Genomic DNA, 17,072 nt, shown 5'->3' with positions numbered 1-17,072 from the left:
TTTACGAGGAGGTTAAATCATGGAGTTTATTAAAGCAAAAACTATAGTATCAAACTATGTACCAAACAGTTCGTGGTTTGACCTAAATTATAATATGAATATCTACAAGGGGTGTAATCACGGTTGTATTTACTGCGATTCGAGAAGTGATTGTTATCAAATAGAAAACTTTGATACAGTTAGAGCTAAGGAAAATTCTACAGAAATTATAGAAAGAGATTTAAGAAGTAAGCGTAAAAAAGGTGTAATAGGAACAGGGGCAATGAGTGACCCATATAATCCTCTTGAGAAGAAGTATGAGCTTACAAGGAAGGCTCTAGAGGTGGTTGACAGATATAACTTTGGAATATCAATAGCAACAAAGAGTACGTTAATTACAAGGGATATAGATATCTTAAAGAGGATAAGCATCCATTCACCAGTGCTGATTAAAATTACTGTGACGACCTTTGATGATGATTTGTGCAGAAAAATAGAACCACATGTTCAGCCTTCCAGTGAAAGATTTAAGGCAATAAAGAAATTAAGTGATAATGGGATTTTCACAGGAATACTTTTAATGCCAATATTACCTTTTATAAATGATACAGAGGAAAATATAAAATCCATAGTAAGGGGTGCCCATAAGGCAGGAGCTAAGTTTATTTTTGCATATGGTATGGGAATGACATTAAGAGGAAATCAAAGGGAATATTATTATGAAAAAATAAGAGAGATATTTCCGGAAAGAAACTTAGTTGGGTCATATACAAGAAGCTATGGTGAGAGGTATGAAAACTCTTCCCCGAAGGAGGGAGCTCTTTGGAGTATATTTAAAAGTGAATGTGAGAAGTATGGAATCTTATATAGAATGGAAGATATCATTGAAGCTTACAGAAGGAAGTATCAGCAAGAGCAGATAAGCTTATTCTAGGGAAAAATATATTAGAAAAGCTGCCCAGTGTGAATTTCACGGGGCAGTTTTTTTAATATAAGTAATATTATTTTAATGTATCTAGGAACCATTTAGTCGTTTGATCACATAGTTCGTTATATTTGGTTAAATCTCCAGTAAAGATATTAAATGTATGATCAGCCCCATCTATTATTGACTCTTTAGATGTTTCATTATTTGAAGCTTCTATAATTAAGTCTGTAGTTTTAGGAGGAACTACATCATCATCACTTCCATTTAGTGCAAGAATAGGGGCCTTTGATTTTTTTAAAGCTTCTAAAATGTCAATATTTCTTACGTCTTCATGCCATTGTAAACCAAAGTTTAGACTGTCTCTCCAATCAAACTCAACTACAGCATATCCATTGGCCTTTGCTTCTTCATAGTTTCCAAGGTCTAATAAACAGTCGTTTTCAGCACCAGCCCAGGTTACTATAGATTTGATATCTGAATTCTCACCAGCAGCCAGCATTGCAATACTTCCACCTTGGCTCCAACCCATTATTCCAATGTTTTTATTATCTATGGATTTAAGATTATGTGCATATTCAATTACTCTAGTTACATCATTAACGGCGGTTGTAAAGTTGTATTCCGAATAGTCAACTTTACTGTCACCAGTTCCAATAAAATCAAATCTGATCGAAGCTATTCCAGATTCAGCAAGCTTTGGAGCATACATCTTATATCCATCACCGGCTTCATCTTTATTTGATGCTGTTCCATGGCACATTATAACTAAAGGTATATTTTTATCTTCAATATCCGTAGGTAGTGTAACTATTGCAGGTATGTCATAGTCCCCATTTTTTATTGTTATTGATTCTTCAGTATAAGCAGGTTCAGAATTGTTACCTTTTTTTGTTTGATTTTCTTCAACTTTTGGTGAAGTATTAGAATCATTTTCTTCATTTGAAGGTTTTGTCCCACATCCAGTTAATACAGCAGAAACAAGAGCTACTGATAATAAAACTTTAATACTTTTTCTCATAAATATGCCCCCTATTTTTAAAATTTATAAGAATATAGTAACATATAACAGAAATGCAAACAATAATGTTATTAAATGGTGTGATTGTTCGGAAAAGTAACTTTTGATTATGCATAACCACCAAGAGTAGGTTGATTATAAGTTGTATTTATATTTAAATCAGGAGATAAAAATAGAATTTTTAAAAAGTATTACCGTAATAGTTAAATATATTAATTTTAGAGATAATAATACAACAGTGAGAATGGTATAATATAGTAGAAAAGAATATTTATATAATATGGTTTTAAGATTTGCTTAAATTAAAAGGGAAGCTGGTGAAAGTCCAGCACGAACCCGTCACTGTAACATGGAGTGTATTTATAGGTATGCCACTGTTGTTTTCAATGGGAAGGTATGAATATATTATGAAATGAAGTCAGGAGACCTGCCATATTATATGGACCAAATTAAACCCACGGGAAATTGGGAGGTGTCTTGAAATATGAAGTTGATTAGTTTAAAGAAGACTATTAATCATTCTCCATAATCTTTTATGACATCGTTTATGATGTCTTTTTTTATGCTATAAAGAAATATGAAAATGGAGTGGTAAAGAACGATGGTAAATGGAAGTTTGTCAGATCAAAAAATGCAGAGGAATTCTGGAATTAATACTAAGATAAATAAATTAGTTATGATACTTTTAGGGAGTCTAATATATTCACTAAGCGTAAATATTTTTATTGTTCCTAATAAGCTGTTAAGTGGAGGGATTGCTGGGGTATCACTCATTATTCAGTATATTACAGGAATTCCATCAGGAGTTTTTACATTATTAATTAACATTCCTATTTTTATCTTAGGATTTAAGGTAATAGATAAAGAGTTTGGAATATTAAGCTTTATAGGAATGATTTCAATGTCCTTTTTTTTAATAATAACAGAAAATATATCCACTTATATTATGATTCATGATATTTTAGTTTCATCCATTTGTGCAGGTGTACTATGTGGATTAGGGATGTCTATTATATTTCTTAATAGAGCATCAGAGGGAGGCACGGATATAATAGCGATTATTCTAAAAAAGAAGTATGGAATAAAATTATCATTTATGTGTTTTATTTTAAATGGAGCTATAGTAATAACAGGTCTTATTATTAATGATTTAACTTTAACAATTTACACACTTATATCATTATTTATAAGATCAGCGATTTTAGATAAGGTAATAGGAAGTATTAATGAAAAGAGTCTTATTATAGTCATAAGTGATAACTATGATATGATTAAAAATACTTTATTAACTACAATTGGAAGAGGTGTAACAATACTTCATGGTGAAGGTGCCTATACTGGTGAAGAAAAGAAGATTATTTATTCTATGATGAATCCATCACAAGTAGCGTCAGCTAAAGAGCTAATACTATCTATAGACCCACAAGCTGTTGTAACTGTAATGAATGTATGCGAAGCTCATGGAAAAGGATTTAAACAACTTTCTTTTTAAATCGTTAATTTCAATAATTAATACTGTGAATAAAATAAGTTTATAGAAATTTTCAATGATAATTTCAAAAGGCTAAAATAAATAAGGGTGTCGTAAAATAACTGATTAAGGTTAGTGAGCGAGGCTTTTATTTTATTCAAAGTAAAATAACTCAAGGCTGAGGGATTTGTAAATATAAATAGCTGTAGTAATTTCAATAAGTATATTGAAAAAAATGTAACTAATGTATAATTATATTATAGAGTAAGTTTATTGGAGGTAGAATAATGAAAAAGTCTAAAGCAGTACTGCTTATATTATCACCAATAGTTATTGGTATACTTTTTAATTGTCTAATAATAGTTCCATGGCTTTCAACTATACTTATGTATGTTGGACCAATATTTTTTATGATTTATTGGGGCATGGTTGGTGGAATATTTAGTGAGTATATGAAAAACTCATTTAAAGCAACTTTATTAGCAAATTTAAGTGGGATTATTTCTTTAGCAATTTATATTTGGCAATTTGTTGTTGTGTCAGATGATAAAAGAAGCATGATTTTAGCAGTCTTATGTCAAGGATTTTCAGCACCGTTAAGTATTCTTACAGCTAGAATAGGGGTATTAGTTGAGAATAATCCTAATGAAATAACTATGACTACAGTATTAATTGCTGAAATTGCAGGATTTTTAATAATGATGACTATTTTCCTTATAGGATTTAGTATGAAGAAAAAACAAAAAGAGGTCTTTGATATTTAAAGTTTGGAGTGAAGAGTTATGTCTAAGAAGAAAAAAATTCTTTTGACATCAGGTGTAATGTTGATAATTTTTACTCTAGTTTTTTTTATTTTTACTAAACCAGGTAAAGTGATAAGAGAAGCTGTCATACTTGTAGTATCAGGACAGAGTTTGGATTTGAATGGAGATTATAATGAGATTAATATTATAGATTCCGTTTATGAAGATTATGATTTATTTTTATCAGGTGAGGCTCATGGAGTTGCTATGAGTTATGATATGGAGAAGTACTTAGCAACCTATTTTATTAAAGAATATGGAGTTCGGAACATCGTGGTAGAAATGTCTATAGCTTCTGGGGAATTATTAAATCAATATCTAGAAACCGGAGATGAAGAGTTATTGCTCAATATTTTAAATAAGTTTAAGTCAACCTATGCAAATAATCAAGATACTTATGAGCTGTTTAAATATTATTATGAGCTAAATAAGGAATTACCGGGGGATAAAAAGCTTACATTAGTGCCAATAGATATTGAACATGAAACATCTACAACAGGTATATATATAAATAATCTTATGCAGGGATTGGGCGAGCCACCAGAGGCAATTAAGGAAATGGTAATTAAAATTAAAAATATAGGGAGTTTTTATGATAGATTCTTTTTAAAGGATTTAATAAAATCACTTGAAGAAGATAGAACCGCATATGAGGAGTATTTTAAGGAGAAATTTTTTTATTTTGATTTAGTTGTGAATAACATTAAGCTTGCCTATACTAATGAGGAAAGAGAAGCTGCTATGGTTCATAATTTTATATCTTATTATGAAAAGCTAGGTGGTGGGAAGTTTTATGGCCAATGTGGACGTGCTCATGTACAAAAGTTGAATAGCAGTGAGTGGATCGATGGAAATAGTACCTTTGCCCATAGAGTAAATGAAAATTATTAACCTTTAAAAGGAAAAGTATTTTCAATGATATATATTTACGATAATTGTTATGGAAATAAGGGGGGAGTGATATCAAATTATTCAGATATTAATATTGGGTTTAAAAGAGAAAAAGTTCAAGTAAGAGCTTATGACAAGATAAGAGATAAAAAAATTTATGATACCTTTTATAAATATGGATGGAGTGAAGAGGAATTCGGTGAGCTAATGTTCATAATAAGAGGTTCTAAGGCATCAGAGAATTTAAAGAGCCAATAAATTAGGAATAAAGAAGGTAAGATGTAAAATATGGGTAAAGTAGCTATCTACTTTACCCATAAACTTTTATTGATACTTTTTAGTGTGTTAGTGAATTTGTCAGCAGTTACTGCTATTTTAATTTTCTCTTCTGAAGAGAGCTTTCCAGGAGTAAATAGTCTTTTTACTCCATAGAAAAAACCAACTTTATTAATTCCAAAGATCATTTCACTATATTTATTTGTACAATTTGGAATTTCAATATCTTGTTGAGATTTTAATAACTCTCGTTTGGTTTTTTCAGGATGTTTATCCCAGAATTTTTTGTATTCATGGTTTAGCTTATAAGCTGCTTCGTGCAAATCTTTAATAAGGGTAAAATTCATATAAACATCATTTAAAAGAGTTTCTAATTTATTCTTTAATTTTTGCTTAGTTTTTTCTGTGCTTTTTTCATTTGGCATCTAACATTTCCCCCTAAAGTTAAAGCATATATATTAAATAATTTTAAATATTATAATTATTCTAACATGTAAAGGCTGAGATAACAAATTTGAAGTTATTATTCATTGTAATAAATATCCCAGCTTATTTTACTAGGTTAGTATTTTTATTAAATCCAATTACTATGTATCCCTATCTTTGTGGTAAAATAAACCTAATGAGTACAATAGAGAGGAGGAGTGACATGAATAAGTCTATTGGGATTTTTGCCCATGTAGATGCTGGCAAGACTACTTTTTCTGAACAGGTGCTTTTCCATAGTAAGAGTATAAGAACTCGAGGTAGAGTAGATCATAAAGGAACATTTTTAGATAGTCATAAAATTGAAAAGGAAAGAGGAATAACAGTATTTTCGGATATTGGTGTTTTTGATTATAAAGATTCAAAGTATTTCTTAATTGACACTCCAGGACACATAGATTTTTCACCAGAGATGGAAAGAGCAATAAGTGTATTGGATTATGCAATAGTTATTGTAAGTGCTGTTGAGGGAGTGCAGGGACATACAGAAACTGTGTGGAAACTCCTTAGAAAACATCATATACCAACCTTTATATTTATAAATAAAATTGATAGAGTGGGTGCAAGAGTTTTAGAGGTGATTCAAGAGTTAAGGCGAAGCCTTAGCAAAGATATTACACTATTTCAATCATCCAATTTAAATGAGTTAAGAGATGAAGAAGCTGAATTTATCGCTGAAAGAGATGAAGAGCTCATGGAGCTTTATTTTGAAGAAGGATATGATTCTAAGACTTGGAAAGAAACATTGAGAACTCTTATAAGGGAAGAAAAAATATTCATTTGCAATAAGGGGTCAGCTCTTGAGGATGAGGGAGTTGTAGAGTTTATGGAAACATTCCATGAGCTTACCAGGACTGATTATGATAGTGCTGATAAACTTACTGCGAGGGTATTTAAGGTTAAGTATGATGATAAAGGAAATCGAGTTACTTTTTTAAAACTTTTGAGTGGTAGTTTAAAGGTAAAAGACGAAATTTACTATGATGTTGGGGAAGAAAAGGTTCAAGAAAAAGTAAATGAAATAAGAAGGTATAATGGAACTAAATATAAGGTTTGTGATGAGGCTTTAGCGGGAGAAATTATAGGAGTGGTAGGTTTAACGGGGTTAAAAGCAGGTATGGGAATTGGAGTTAAGGGGGGAATTTACGACATGATTCCAACCCTTAGAGCTAAGGTAATGTTTGAGGAAGGGTTAAACCCAAGAGAGGTATTAAAGTGTTTTAAAATTCTTGAAAGTGAAGAAGCTAGCCTTAATGTCACCTGGAGTGAGGAATTCCAAGAAATATACATAAGTATCATGGGGAAAATTCAGATAGAGGTATTAAAGGAAATTTTATTGGATAGATTTAATATTAAGGTTGAATTCGGTATACCAGAGATATTATACAAGGAAACCATGAAAGGCCAGGTTGAAGGCTTTGGACATTTTGAACCCTTGCGCCATTATGCAGAGGTTCACTTAAAGCTGGAGGAAGGTCCAAGAGGTTCAGGGATAACCTTTGAAAATAAGTGCCATAATGATTTTTTAACTCCAGGAAATCAAAATTTAATCAGAACACATGTGTTTGAGAGAGAACATAAGGGAATATTAACAGGCTCAACCATAACAGACCTAAAGATAACTTTAATTACAGGTAGAGCTCATAATAAGCACACTGAAGGCGGGGATTTTAGAGAAGCTACAAAAAGAGCCATCAGGCAGGGGTTTGAAAAGGCTGAGAAGGTACTTTTAGAACCGTTTTATAAATTTAGAATGGATGTTGATTTAAGTCTTTTAGGAAGAGTTATGAGTGATATTCAAAAAATGAGTGGCACTTTTGAGGAGCCTGAAACATTTGGAAACCGAGTTGTGATTCATGGAAAAGGTCCAGTGGCTGAGTTTATGAATTATCCACTTGAGTTTCAAGCCTTTACTAAGGGTAAGGGCACTTTAAGTATGGTATTCAGCGGTTATGAGGAGTGTCATAATGTTGCAGAAGTTATTGAAAAAATAGGATATAAAAAAGATGCAGACCCTGAGTATACTTCATCCTCAATATTTTGTGCCAAAGGTGTGGGATTTTCTGTACCTTGGGATGAAGCCGAAGGATATATGCATTGCTTAAAATAAATCATTTTGGAGGGGACTAGAATATGTATGATGAAATTAATGTAGTTGTTTTAATGCCAATGGATGCTGACCAAAAGTGTGAACTTATGAAGGTAATGCCATGTGGAAACTTTATTTTTGCTTCGGCACAGGAGATAAGTAATGCTACTCTTGCAGATGCTCATGTAATAATAGGAAATATAGAGCCGTTTAGACTTCATGCAGCTAAAAACTTGCAGTGGCTCCAACTAAATAGTGCTGGAGCAGATATTTATGTAAAAGAAGGGGTTCTAAAGCCAGGGACAATACTAACTAATGCTACTGGGGCTTATGGTTTAGCTATATCTGAGCATATGATAGGTATGCTTTTATCAATATTAAAGAAGCTTTACTTTTATAGAGATAACCAAAGCAGCAGCCAGTGGAAGGATGAAGGGGAAGTTAAATCTATATATGGTTCAACTGCCTTAATTATTGGTTTAGGAGATATAGGAGGAGAGTTTGCTAAAAGATTTAAGGCTTTAGGTGGTTATACTATTGGGGTAAGAAGAACAGATGCCAATAAACCTGATTACTTAGATGAATTATATTTAATGGATAAAATAGATGAACTTCTTCCAAAGGCTGATGTGGTAGCATTAAGTCTGCCTAACACAAAAGAGACTTATAAAATGTTTGATGCAAAGAGAATTGCAAAGATGAAGGATGGAGCAGCTTTACTTAATGTTGGAAGAGGTACCTGCATTGACACTGAAGCTCTTTGTGATGCTTTAGAAAGTGGAAAGCTTATGGGAGCTGGGCTTGATGTAACAGATCCAGAGCCACTTCCAAGTAACCATAGATTATGGACAATTAAAAATGCAATAATAACTCCTCATGTTTCTGGGGATTACCATCTTAAAGAAACACATAACCGTATAGTTAGAATTGCAATAGATAATTTAAAGGCCTATGTAAATGGAGAAGAAATGAGAAACTTAGTAGATTTCTCTACAGGATATAAAAGTAAATCAAGTAAATAAACAAGAGAAATTAAGGAGATAATATGGAAAAGTTATTTTATGAAAGTCAATATATTAAGGATTTTACTGCAGAGCTTGAAAGAGTTGAAGAAAAGGATGGAAAGTTCCATGTGGTTCTTGATAAAACTGCCTTCTTCCCAGGGGGAGGCGGTCAGTTCTGTGACCTTGGAGTTATAGAGAATGAACCGGTAATTGAAGTTTATGAAGATGAGGGAGTTATATATCATGTTTTAAATAAAAAGCCAATAAAGCTTCATAAATTAAAATGTTCCATTGATTGGGAAAGAAGAAAAGATGGAATGGACCAGCATTTAGGACAGCACGTTTTATCAGGGTGCTTTTATAAACTCTTTAATGCAAACACCGTAGCCTTCCATATGGGAAGAGAAATCTGTACAGTGGATATTGAAGGGTATTTAGAAGAGAGCGTTATAAGAGAAGCTGAAAGGGCTGCCAATGAAGTTATTGGAGAAAATATACCGGTTGAATTTTTATTACCAGATAAAAAAGATCTTAAGAAGCTTGGACTGAGAAGAGCACTTCCAAATACAAATGAGCAAATCAGAGTTGTAAAAATAGGTGATTTGGATATCAATGCCTGCTGTGGAGTTCATCCAAGTTCAACCATTGAGCTTAGAATGATTAAAGTGAATCGATGGGAAAAACATAAGGGTGCAACAAGAATAGAATATGTTGCTGGAAAAAGAGCTATAGAGGATGCCTTCAGAAAAGATAGATTTACAACTTCTATCTGCAGGTTTTTAAATGGAAATGAAGATGAAGCTCTTAATGGTATCAAGAATTTAAATGATAAATTGAAGGAAGCCTTAGCACAAAATAAAAAATTAAGTGAAGAAGTGGCTGAATATCAAGTTAAAGAGATGGTTGAATTAGGAGAAAGAATCGGAACTGCAACTGTAGTTAAAAAGATTTTTGAAAACCAAGATGTTAAGCAGGTCAACAAGGTAGTATCAAAAATTGTTGATAATCCTAATACCTTAGCTTTAGTAGCAGTTACATCAGGAGAGAGAGCTAATCTAATTTTTGCGGCATCTAAGGATTTTAAAGGAATTTCAATGAATGAACTTTTAAAAGATGCTATAACTTTAATTGATGGAAAGGGTGGCGGTAGTCCACTTCAAGCTCAAGGCGGAGGAAAAAATAACAATAACTTAGAATCTGCTCTAAATTATGCAATAAGCAAAATAAAATAAGGATGAAACAGTACTAAATTATAATTTAGTGCTGTTTTTTTATAATTAAATGTAAATGATAATATAAAACTATTGAAAATGGTTATCATTTAATATATTATAAGGTAGATAATAACAATTATCAATTGACTTGTAAAATCGATTATACATAAATAAAAAGTTTGGAGGGCTATATTATGATGATTAATAAAAGGTTGATAAACCTTTGTGGAGATTCAAAAAAATATATTGGATTAACTGTTTTAGTTAATTGGATAGCGGTATTATGCAACATTATAATAGTGTTTTTTATTGGAAATTTTATAAACAAGATATATTTAGGTGAAACCCTAAAGATTGCAGAGAAAGGTTTAATTTCGGCAGCATTGGAATTTAAGGTTATGGGAAATGTATCTTTAGCAGTGGCGTTAGGTATTATTATAGCCTTATTGATTACAAGAGTTGTATGTAATATCTTATATGCTAAGTTTTCAAATCTAGCATCATCAACAGCAAGGGTTCAACTAAGAGAGTTGATTTATAAAAAGTTATTAACTCTTGGTACAGGCTACAGTTCTGTTGAAAGTACTTCAGCAGTTGTACAAGTAATGGTTGAAGGAATAGAGCAATTAGAAATATACTTTGGAAAGTATTTATCACAATTTATATATGCACTTTTAGTACCAATTACTTTATTTATTTTCATGAGCTTTATATCAATTAAAGCTGCATTGGTATTTATACTATGTGTACCTTTAATTCCATTATCAATAGTAGCTATCATGAAAATTGCTAAGAGAATATTAAAGAATTATTGGAAGAGCTATTCAAATCTTGGAGGAACCTTCCTTGAGAATTTACAAGGCTTAACTACCTTAAAGGTATTTAATATAGATGAAGAGAAGCATATAAGGATGAATGAAGAAGCTGAAGGCTTTAGAAAAATTACCATGAAGGTGTTAAGTATGCAACTTAATTCTATAACTATAATGGATTTAGTTGCCTTTGGTGGTTCAGCAGCAGGTACAATTGTAGCTTTAATACAATTTAGTAGAGGAGAAATATTAATTGGAAGTCTGCTAATCATAATTCTGCTTTCTTCTGAATTCTTTATCCCATTAAGGTTATTAGGATCCTACTTCCACATAGCTATGAATGGTATGGCTGCTTCAGATAGAATGTTTGGAATTCTAGATGCAGAAGAAAAAAATAAGGAAATAAAAATACCAGAAGATACAAGGTTTGATGAACTTGCTGTAGCAGTAAAGAATGTATCCTTTAGCTATGATGGGGAGAGAAAGGTATTAAATAATATTAATATGGAAATTTCACCAAAGGGCTTGGTAGCTATAGTAGGGGAAAGTGGTTCAGGAAAAAGTACTATAGCATCTTTAATCCTAAATAGTCATACTGTGACAGATGGAGAAATATCAATTAATGATACCAATGTTGAGAATATAGCGTCAGGATGTATTTATGAAAACATAGCATTAGTAAGTACAAACAGCTATATATTTAATGGAACAATTTTAGACAACCTGCTTATGGGAAATAAGGATGCATCTAAAAAACAAATAGAAGAAGCTTTAAAAACTGCTAGATTATATGACTTTGTTAAGTCTTTAAAGGACGGACTTTCAACAAATGTTGGTGAAGGTGGAAATGCTTTATCTGGGGGACAAAAACAGAGATTAGCTTTGGCTAGAGCCGTACTTGCAGATAGAAGAATGATTATCTTTGATGAAGCTACTTCAAACATTGATGTAGAAAGTGAAGAAAGCATTTGGGAGGCTATATATGAGCTTTCAAAGGAAAAGACCATATTAGTTATATCTCATAGATTGGCTAACGTTAAGGAAGCAAAAGAGATATATGTTATGAATAAAGGAAATTTAGTTGAAAAAGGAAATCATGAAGAGTTAAATAAATTAAATGGATATTACTCATCAATGATAAAAAATCAAAATAAATTAGAAGAAGTAAGGGAGGTTTGTTAATATGAAGAGACGATCAGGCTTCCAGATAATGAAGAGATTAATAGTTGAACTCAAGCCATTAGCTCCTATAATGTTGATTACAATAACCTTAGGTATAATAGGATTTTTAGCATCAATTTCTATAGCCAGCTTTGGAGCAATTGCTATTGGAGCATTTATAGGTGATGTAACCTTTATAACTTTTAAAGGTGCAATGATTGTAATGGCAGTATGTGCTTTATTTAGAGGTTTTTTAAGATATGGAGAGCAGTTATCGGGGCACTACATTGCTTTTAAAATATTATATATTTTAAGAGATAAGATGTTTACAGTGTTAAGAAGATTAGCACCAGCAAAGCTTGAAGGAAAAGAAAAGGGAAATTTAATTTCTCTTATTACCTCTGATATAGAGCTTTTAGAGGTATTTTATGCTCACACTATAGCACCAATTGCGATAGCTATCGGAACCAACACTATAATAGCAGCCGTTTTATTTGTAATAAATCCATGGTTTGGAATTTTATCAGTAGTATTTTTCTTAATAGTAGGATTTATAATTCCATATGCATCTTCAGCTTTAGCTAAGGATGCTGGAGTACAGTATAGAAATATCTTTGGAGAAAGTAACTCTTACATTCTTGATGCCTTAAGAGGTTTAAGAGAAGTTCTTTTGTTTAAAAATGGTGAAGAAAGATTAAATCAAATAAACAATAATTCTAAGAGATTAAATGAGAGCTTAGATAAAATTAAAGAGCATGAGGGGATTATCAGAGCTATCACAGATTTAACAATAATGATTGCTATTTTAACTTTCGTTGGAGTGGGCTTCTTTGAATATTCAGCAGGAAACCTATCCTTTACATGGATGCTGGTGGGAATAGTAATAATAGCTTCATCCTTTGGACCAGTAGTTGCCTTAAGCAATCTTTCTAATACACTGCTTCAAACCTTTGCTTGTGCAGAGAGAATTTTTGAGTTATTAGATGAGGCACCACAGGTTGAAGAAGTTACTGATGGAGTGTCAATAGAAGGGAAAGTTGTTGAATATGATAAGGTAACTTTTAACTATCCAAATAGAAAAGAAAAGATATTTAATGAAGCTTCAATAGATATACAAAAGGGCGATAAAATTGCTTTAATAGGTGAAAGTGGAATAGGAAAGAGTACCTTTATTAAACTTATTATGAGGTTCTGGGATGCGAATAAGGGAACTGTTAAATTAGATAATAAAGATATTAAAGGCGTTAATACAGAGTCTATTAGGAAAACACAGACCTTAGTAAGTCAGGAAACTTACTTATTTGATGATACCATAGAGGAAAATATTAAAATAGGTAATTTAAATGCAACAGAGGAGCAGGTTATTGAAGCAGCTAAAAAGGCTTCTATCCATAACTTCATTGAAACTCTTCCTAAAGGATATAAAACTAAGGTTGGAGAACTTGGAGGAAATCTTTCTTCAGGAGAAAAGCAAAGAATTGGTCTGGCAAGAGCATTCTTAAGAGATGGAGATATCCTTATTTTAGATGAGCCTACAAGTAATTTAGATACCTTAAATGAAGGAGAAATATTAAAAGCAATTAAAGAAAATTGTGAGGATAAGACAATTATTCTAATTTCTCATAGAAAATCAACTACAGCAATTTGTAATAAAACCTACAAGTTAGAAAATAAAAAAATAGTTTAACTGAGTAATAAAGGGCTTGAATAACAAGCTCTTTATTTAGAGGTTACGTTGATAATGATTATCAAGTGAGGTAAAAATATGACTAAATTAGGAAGAGTTGAAAAGGAAAAAAAAGTTATAGAGTTAATGATAAATATATATTGTAGTAAAAAGCACAAATCTAAGAACGGCTTATGTGATGAGTGTAAGGAGCTTTTAGAATATGCTCATAAAAGATTAGCTCTTTGTAAGTTTGGTGATGAAAAAACCACATGTTCTAAATGTCCAATTCATTGCTATAAGAAGGATATGAAGGCTAAAGTGAAAGATGTTATGAAATTTTCAGGGCCAAGATTGATAATTTACAATCCAATAGAATTAATAAGACATATGTTTTATTAGAAGATAAGTGAGGAGAAGTAGTATGAGTAAAATAAAAAAATACATTTATATAACCATAGGGTTAATAGCCTTTGTTTTAGGATCTATAGGAGTTATAATTCCGATTCTGCCAACAACACCATTTTTATTATTAGCATCCTTTTGTTTTGCTAGAGGATCAGATAAATTTAATAATTGGTTTAAAGGTACAAAACTTTATAAAAAACACTTAGAGAGTTTTGTTAATGAGAGAGCTATGACTTTAAAACAAAAAATATGTATATTGGCTTTTGCTGATACTATGATAGCGATTCCTTTATTTTTAGTAGATGTTATGGCTATGAGAGTAGTACTAATAATGGTGATAGTTTTTAAGCTTTATTATTTTACATTTAAAATAAAGACTATCAAACCTTCAATTCAGAGTTTTGAGGATTAATGAAAGAAGGGAATTTTACGAATGAAGAATAAGAAGATTAAGTTTAAATATAAATTAGGTATTTTAGTGATTTTAGTCATACTATTAGGTATATCTGGATGGGGAATTATTAAAAAATCAACGGATGTAAATAGTGGAGCAACTAAGAAAAAGACAAGCATACAAATAGAAAATCTTGATAGTAATGTTGAAGTAACAATATAAAATCGAGAGAATAGAGTGGAGAAAATTTAAGTATATTATTATGAGAATTAAATATGTAAAATATTTAAAAAACCAACTTACAAGGTGATTGCAAGTTGGTTTTTATTTGGGTTGTTTTTATATAATAAATTTTAAGTTTATTTACCTTCTACACAGCTCTTAGCAGCAACACGTCCAAATACAACAGTATCAGCAACGGCAACAGAACCAAGACGGTTTCCACCATGGATACCTCCAGTAACTTCACCAGCTGCATAAAGCCCAGGGATTACATTACCATTAGTATCTTTTACTCTTGCATCAGCATCGATTTCTAATCCACCCATGGTATGGTGAACAGAAACAACACTTGAGAACATGAAATATGGACCTTCTCCAATTTTGTTAAAGTTGTCTGTACGTCCAAAGTCAGTGTCAGTTCCAGAGTCAACTAAAGAGTTATATCTTTCGATAGAAGCTTTAACTTCATCAGCAGGAATGTCAAAGTGCTCAGAAATTTCTTCAATAGTTCCAATTGCTAATACACCTTGTTTTAAACATTTATCTATTTCAGTTTGATATTTTTCATATAGTTTTTGTTCTTCAACTACAGATGCATCAATAAGTTCGTAAACCATGCTATCTGTTTGATTTAGAGTTGCTTCAGATATAACATCTCTAGTACCTTTTTCATTTACAAAACGCTTACCTTCTTTATTTAAAAGTAAGGCAGTTGAATTAAGACGTGCATAGTCGATGTAGTAGTAGTTACCTGTAGCAGGGTTATTTACAGGGTATAGTTGAATTAATCCCATACCAGTTACATTAGCACCGATTTCTTGTCCCATCTCAATACCGTCACCAGTGATAGCAGGGCTGTTTGTCGTAGGTATGCTTGCATCTAAGGTTGGCCATAATTCGTTATATTCTTCACGCATTTCTACATTAGATCCAAAACCACCAGTTGCTAAGATTACTCCATTATTTGCATTGAAGGTATATTTTGAACCATTTTTATGAGTTGCTTCAACTCCAACAACTCTGCCTGATTCATTTTTAATAAGTGTATCTGCTTCAGTTTGAAGATAAATCTCTACTCCAAGTTCTTCTGCTTTAGCTTGAAGAGTATCTACATAAACAGGACCATCACCTTCAGGCCATAATGTACGTGCAACTTTGTGACCACCATACCAAGATTGTTCATCTTTAAATTTAATTCCAACAAAATCCTTTAGCCATTCAGCATTTGGAAGTGCATTTTCAGCAATAACTTGGATAAGTGACTTGTCCCCTTTTTTATAACCGCCTTCATAGATATCGTTAAAGAATTGATCTGTACTATCATCAGTAATTCCTTCGGAAATCTGAACCCAGTTTCCTGGAGCTGCATATTCTCCTCCAGAGAGTCTTGTATTACCACCTGTAATATCCATTTTTTCTATAACTACAACATTTTTAGCACCAAGAGTTTTAGCTTCGATAGCTGCTGTTAATCCAGCACCACCACCACCAACGATTACTACATCAGCTGTGATTGTTTGATCTTCACCTTTAACAACCTCTGGCTTAACAGAGAATTTATTCATATCAGCACACGCTTGCTCTAAGGCATCTGTAACAGCAGAAAGCAGGGCTTTACTTGATACAGTAGCACCAGTTAAAACATCTATACCAACAGATTGATGTTCAATAATTTTAGCAGGAAGAGCATCAAGAGCTTTAGTTCCGATACCATTTGTTTCAACGTTTTCTAGAACCTTTACTTCAGCAATTTTTGAATCCTTTATTGCAACTTCTACTTTAAGTGGACCTTGAAAACCTGTTACTTCAGATGTGTAAACACCATCTTTTATTTTTCCAGTTGATTTTGAACCTGTGAATTCTTTTATTGCATCATTAACGGCTGCAATTATAGCCTTAGAGGAAACAGTTGCTCCAGCAACAGTATCTACTTCAGTTGAATTTGCTTTAACTATAGCATCAGGTAATGATTCTATAGCTTTTGTTCCGATTCCTTCAGTTTCGCCATGTGATACTACTTCTACAGCAGTTATACTATCTTCAGAAAGTGTAACTTTAACATTCAAATCTCCACCGAATCCCTCTGCAACCCCAGTATATGTTCCAGCTTTATATTTACTATCAGATCCGCCTTTGCCAGCTGTGCTACTACAGCCTGTGATAAGCATAGAAGCAACAAGGACAAGTGCCATAACTCTTTTCATAATTTACCTCCAAAATTTAAATCATACTTTGTTTATATTTTAACAT

General features: G+C 32.0%; 16 protein-coding genes and 1 riboswitch. Of the genes, 13 read left to right on the top strand and 3 right to left on the bottom strand.

Features of this window, described 5'->3' with window-relative positions; genetic code table 11:
- The first annotated feature begins 19 nt into the window (after positions 1-19).
- Entirely contained in the window at positions 20-913 is an 894-nt protein-coding gene (locus tag BN1075_RS07800; RefSeq protein ID WP_040192565.1) for an SPL family radical SAM protein, read from the top strand.
- 67 nt (positions 914-980) lie between these two features.
- Here the strand turns inward: BN1075_RS07800 and BN1075_RS07795 are convergent, their stop codons facing one another.
- Positions 981-1,925: an alpha/beta fold hydrolase gene (locus BN1075_RS07795; RefSeq protein ID WP_052406465.1), complete on the bottom strand. Its 945-nt coding sequence runs from the start codon at positions 1,923-1,925 to the stop codon at positions 981-983.
- Positions 1,926-2,189: 264 nt separating this feature from the next.
- Positions 2,190-2,374, top strand: a riboswitch (cobalamin riboswitch).
- A gap of 152 nt (positions 2,375-2,526) precedes the next feature.
- On the opposite strand from BN1075_RS07795, the gene BN1075_RS07790 reads away from it, so the two are divergent.
- The 4 genes from BN1075_RS07790 (at position 2,527) to BN1075_RS07775 (ending at position 5,348) form a co-directional block, all read left to right on the top strand.
- Positions 2,527-3,417, top strand: coding sequence for a YitT family protein (locus BN1075_RS07790; RefSeq protein WP_235777767.1), 891 nt, complete (start codon positions 2,527-2,529; stop codon positions 3,415-3,417).
- Between the two features lie 266 nt (positions 3,418-3,683).
- Positions 3,684-4,160, top strand: a complete 477-nt coding sequence (locus tag BN1075_RS07785) for a hypothetical protein (RefSeq protein WP_040192564.1) — start codon at positions 3,684-3,686, stop codon at positions 4,158-4,160.
- Positions 4,161-4,178: 18 nt separating this feature from the next.
- Positions 4,179-5,090 (top strand): hypothetical protein, encoded by a 912-nt coding sequence (locus BN1075_RS07780; protein ID WP_040192563.1) that lies wholly within the window; start codon positions 4,179-4,181, stop codon positions 5,088-5,090.
- Positions 5,091-5,156: 66 nt separating this feature from the next.
- A complete protein-coding gene (locus BN1075_RS07775; RefSeq protein ID WP_148315478.1) occupies positions 5,157-5,348 on the top strand; it encodes a hypothetical protein in 192 nt (63 codons plus the stop codon).
- A 47-nt stretch (positions 5,349-5,395) separates the two neighbouring features.
- Here BN1075_RS07775 and BN1075_RS07770 read toward each other — a convergent pair whose 3' ends face one another.
- Positions 5,396-5,791 (bottom strand): hypothetical protein, encoded by a 396-nt coding sequence (locus tag BN1075_RS07770; RefSeq protein ID WP_040192561.1) that lies wholly within the window; start codon positions 5,789-5,791, stop codon positions 5,396-5,398.
- Positions 5,792-6,015: 224 nt separating this feature from the next.
- Between BN1075_RS07770 and BN1075_RS07765 the strand changes: the two genes are divergently transcribed.
- The 8 genes from BN1075_RS07765 (at position 6,016) to BN1075_RS07730 (ending at position 14,822) form a co-directional block, all read left to right on the top strand.
- On the top strand, positions 6,016-7,962 hold the full coding sequence (locus BN1075_RS07765) for a GTP-binding protein (protein WP_040192560.1): 1,947 nt from the start codon (positions 6,016-6,018) through the stop codon (positions 7,960-7,962).
- Between the two features lie 23 nt (positions 7,963-7,985).
- A complete protein-coding gene (locus tag BN1075_RS07760; RefSeq protein ID WP_040192559.1) occupies positions 7,986-8,963 on the top strand; it encodes a D-2-hydroxyacid dehydrogenase in 978 nt (325 codons plus the stop codon).
- Positions 8,964-8,986: 23 nt separating this feature from the next.
- Complete coding sequence (locus BN1075_RS07755) at positions 8,987-10,177, top strand: alanyl-tRNA editing protein (protein ID WP_040192558.1); 1,191 nt, start codon at positions 8,987-8,989, stop codon at positions 10,175-10,177.
- A gap of 176 nt (positions 10,178-10,353) precedes the next feature.
- A complete protein-coding gene (locus BN1075_RS07750) occupies positions 10,354-12,153 on the top strand; it encodes an ABC transporter ATP-binding protein/permease (RefSeq protein ID WP_040192557.1) in 1,800 nt (599 codons plus the stop codon).
- Between the two features lies 1 nt (position 12,154).
- Positions 12,155-13,819 carry an amino acid ABC transporter ATP-binding/permease protein gene (locus BN1075_RS07745; protein ID WP_040192556.1) on the top strand — a complete coding sequence of 555 codons (1,665 nt, stop codon included), beginning with the start codon at positions 12,155-12,157 and terminating at the stop codon, positions 13,817-13,819.
- A 78-nt stretch (positions 13,820-13,897) separates the two neighbouring features.
- Positions 13,898-14,200, top strand: a complete 303-nt coding sequence (locus BN1075_RS07740; protein ID WP_040192555.1) for a nitrous oxide-stimulated promoter family protein — start codon at positions 13,898-13,900, stop codon at positions 14,198-14,200.
- Between the two features lie 22 nt (positions 14,201-14,222).
- Positions 14,223-14,618 carry a YbaN family protein gene (locus tag BN1075_RS07735; protein WP_040192554.1) on the top strand — a complete coding sequence of 132 codons (396 nt, stop codon included), beginning with the start codon at positions 14,223-14,225 and terminating at the stop codon, positions 14,616-14,618.
- 21 nt (positions 14,619-14,639) lie between these two features.
- The gene (locus BN1075_RS07730) at positions 14,640-14,822 is read left to right on the top strand and encodes a hypothetical protein (RefSeq protein WP_040192553.1); all 183 of its coding nucleotides are present in this window, start codon (positions 14,640-14,642) and stop codon (positions 14,820-14,822) included.
- A 137-nt stretch (positions 14,823-14,959) separates the two neighbouring features.
- On the opposite strand, the gene BN1075_RS07725 is transcribed toward BN1075_RS07730, so the two are convergent.
- The gene (locus BN1075_RS07725) at positions 14,960-17,026 is read right to left on the bottom strand and encodes a flavocytochrome c (protein ID WP_052406464.1); all 2,067 of its coding nucleotides are present in this window, start codon (positions 17,024-17,026) and stop codon (positions 14,960-14,962) included.
- Positions 17,027-17,072 lie beyond the last annotated feature (46 nt).

This window comes from Clostridium culturomicium, assembly GCF_000821305.1.
Lineage (GTDB): Bacteria > Bacillota > Clostridia > Clostridiales > Clostridiaceae > Clostridium_J > Clostridium_J culturomicium.
Note: the sequence above shows the minus strand (reverse complement) of the source record. Positions and strands in the feature narration are given on the sequence as shown.

Bases quoted from the DNA above. Each gene is read 5' to 3' on its own strand.
- BN1075_RS07735 (WP_040192554.1), top strand. From the start codon at position 14,223: ATGAGTAAAATAAAAAAATACATTTATATAACCATAGGGTTAATAGCC.
- BN1075_RS07750 (WP_040192557.1), top strand. From the start codon at position 10,354: ATGATGATTAATAAAAGGTTGATAAACCTTTGTGGAGATTCAAAAAAA.
- BN1075_RS07730 (WP_040192553.1), top strand. From the start codon at position 14,640: ATGAAGAATAAGAAGATTAAGTTTAAATATAAATTAGGTATTTTAGTG.
- BN1075_RS07725 (WP_052406464.1), bottom strand. From the start codon at position 17,026: ATGAAAAGAGTTATGGCACTTGTCCTTGTTGCTTCTATGCTTATCACA.
- BN1075_RS07755 (WP_040192558.1), top strand. From the start codon at position 8,987: ATGGAAAAGTTATTTTATGAAAGTCAATATATTAAGGATTTTACTGCA.
- BN1075_RS07780 (WP_040192563.1), top strand. From the start codon at position 4,179: ATGTCTAAGAAGAAAAAAATTCTTTTGACATCAGGTGTAATGTTGATA.
- BN1075_RS07790 (WP_235777767.1), top strand. From the start codon at position 2,527: ATGGTAAATGGAAGTTTGTCAGATCAAAAAATGCAGAGGAATTCTGGA.
- BN1075_RS07800 (WP_040192565.1), top strand. From the start codon at position 20: ATGGAGTTTATTAAAGCAAAAACTATAGTATCAAACTATGTACCAAAC.
- BN1075_RS07760 (WP_040192559.1), top strand. From the start codon at position 7,986: ATGTATGATGAAATTAATGTAGTTGTTTTAATGCCAATGGATGCTGAC.
- BN1075_RS07785 (WP_040192564.1), top strand. From the start codon at position 3,684: ATGAAAAAGTCTAAAGCAGTACTGCTTATATTATCACCAATAGTTATT.
- BN1075_RS07745 (WP_040192556.1), top strand. From the start codon at position 12,155: ATGAAGAGACGATCAGGCTTCCAGATAATGAAGAGATTAATAGTTGAA.
- BN1075_RS07740 (WP_040192555.1), top strand. From the start codon at position 13,898: ATGACTAAATTAGGAAGAGTTGAAAAGGAAAAAAAAGTTATAGAGTTA.
- BN1075_RS07765 (WP_040192560.1), top strand. From the start codon at position 6,016: ATGAATAAGTCTATTGGGATTTTTGCCCATGTAGATGCTGGCAAGACT.
- BN1075_RS07770 (WP_040192561.1), bottom strand. From the start codon at position 5,791: ATGCCAAATGAAAAAAGCACAGAAAAAACTAAGCAAAAATTAAAGAAT.
- BN1075_RS07795 (WP_052406465.1), bottom strand. From the start codon at position 1,925: ATGAGAAAAAGTATTAAAGTTTTATTATCAGTAGCTCTTGTTTCTGCT.